Source organism: Paenimyroides tangerinum (genome assembly GCF_003865405.1).
GTDB lineage: Bacteria > Bacteroidota > Bacteroidia > Flavobacteriales > Flavobacteriaceae > Flavobacterium > Flavobacterium tangerinum.
The window spans coordinates 1-1462 of the sequence record NZ_RQVQ01000100.1 but is presented as its reverse complement, the minus strand read 5'-3'; the positions used below and the strand labels follow the sequence as shown (position 1 = coordinate 1462).

The 1462-nt window shown below is 34.5% G+C and carries 2 protein-coding genes; both read right to left on the bottom strand.

Annotated elements, in window-relative coordinates; translation table 11 throughout:
* Positions 1–32: 32 nt before the first annotated feature.
* The gene (locus tag EG240_RS16320; RefSeq protein WP_125020389.1) at positions 33–431 is read right to left on the bottom strand and encodes a hypothetical protein; all 399 of its coding nucleotides are present in this window, start codon (positions 429–431) and stop codon (positions 33–35) included.
* Positions 428–1396 carry a hypothetical protein gene (locus tag EG240_RS16315; RefSeq protein ID WP_125020388.1) on the bottom strand — a complete coding sequence of 323 codons (969 nt, stop codon included), beginning with the start codon at positions 1394–1396 and terminating at the stop codon, positions 428–430. Before EG240_RS16315 ends, EG240_RS16320 begins: the two co-directional genes overlap by 4 nt.
* Positions 1397–1462: the final 66 nt, after the last annotated feature.

Sequence of the window (1462 nt, the reverse complement as noted above, 5' to 3'; positions counted from 1 at the left end):
CTTAAATAATGTTTACAAAAATGTAGCTTAACTTATACTGAACTTTTTGTTTGCATATCCATTCCCAGTTTATCTACTGTATGTTCGATTTTGGTTATCATCAATTGGGTGAAATACGTCTTTTGTTTGGTTCCAGGTTTTAGTAATTGCATGTCAACAACACAGCCTGGAAACAAAAACGGAACACTGGTTCGTCCTGTGGTTACAAATGTTTCTACTGCCGCACTTCCTGCCGCGCTATTTTGAGATTCTTGTACATCGATTGATGTTCGTGCTTTTATAGGTGCTGCCTGATATGAAGGTACTTTGAATGTTTTTTGCGAAATTCGATAAGCTATCTTTCCTAATGAGGAAACGTGTTTTATATCGCTTTCGTTGGTTTTCAACGGATCGTCATCGCTGCTGTTATAGCCAAAAAATCTCGGATTCACATGCAAGGTTTTGATAGAAATATCAATTTCATCAACGTTTTTTCCAAAAACCAATTCAATGGCTTTTCTGGATTAGTCAACTTTCCGAATTTAACGGTATAGCCATCATAGAAAAACTGTTGGCCGTGGGTTTCTGCAAGTCGAGCTAAATAATTGTAATGTGTTTCGTTGTATTGACAACTGTAACCTACATTTCCAAAATCTGAATTTGTGAAAATTGGATAATTTTGTTCGTCTAAAGCTTGCCTTAAAACGGTATTGGCAACATAATTTAACGAAACTGCCATATTGCCCCCAAAACTTTGAACATGAAGTGCTTTGTCTAACAAATTAGTTGGACTGTAACCAGAAAATATTAAATCGCCCAAATTGCGATGTTCGCGTGATAATCCAATTTTGGTCACTACTCCAATAAAATGACGCTCAGGTCCGTTAGGAACATTCTTGTATTTGAAAGTCACCAAAATACGTTGTCCCAAATATTTTTGAGCGTTTTCTAAATGATGATCTTCTGGTTGTCCAAGCGAATCATAATCTAAGGTCAAAGAAAATTCGTGATGTCCTGTGGTCGACTGTGATAATTCAAAATGCTTATAATTCTTAATTTGCTTACCTTCAACTACGATAGTTAACTTGGTTAAATGCGAAATTCCAAACATTTCATTTGCTGCAATAAGTGCAGAATTACTAGGACTAGGCTTCTTATGAACTATTGGTTCATCATCAAATGCATTGGGATTTTTGTCAATATAACGTGTAAATTCGCTTTCGGTTTGTTGAGCAGTATTTATGTAATTATTTGCCTGCGAAAGAATTTGTCCACCTTCTTTTACCTTCTGATTAATCTCATTTACTTCACCTCCAATTTCATTAGCTATTTTGTCTGAAGCCATATTTAGAGTTTCTTTAGTAAGATTCTCTAAATTTTTATCATCTGATAGATTTTCATTTTGATTATTTAACATATTAACCTGAATTCGATTATTAGTACAAAGCTAACTGACTGGAATTTAGATGTTCAAATTTAATGG

Coding starts and splice junctions, on each gene's coding strand:
- EG240_RS16315 (WP_125020388.1), bottom strand. CDS start 1,396: ATGTTAAATAATCAAAATGAAAATCTATCAGATGATAAAAATTTAGAG.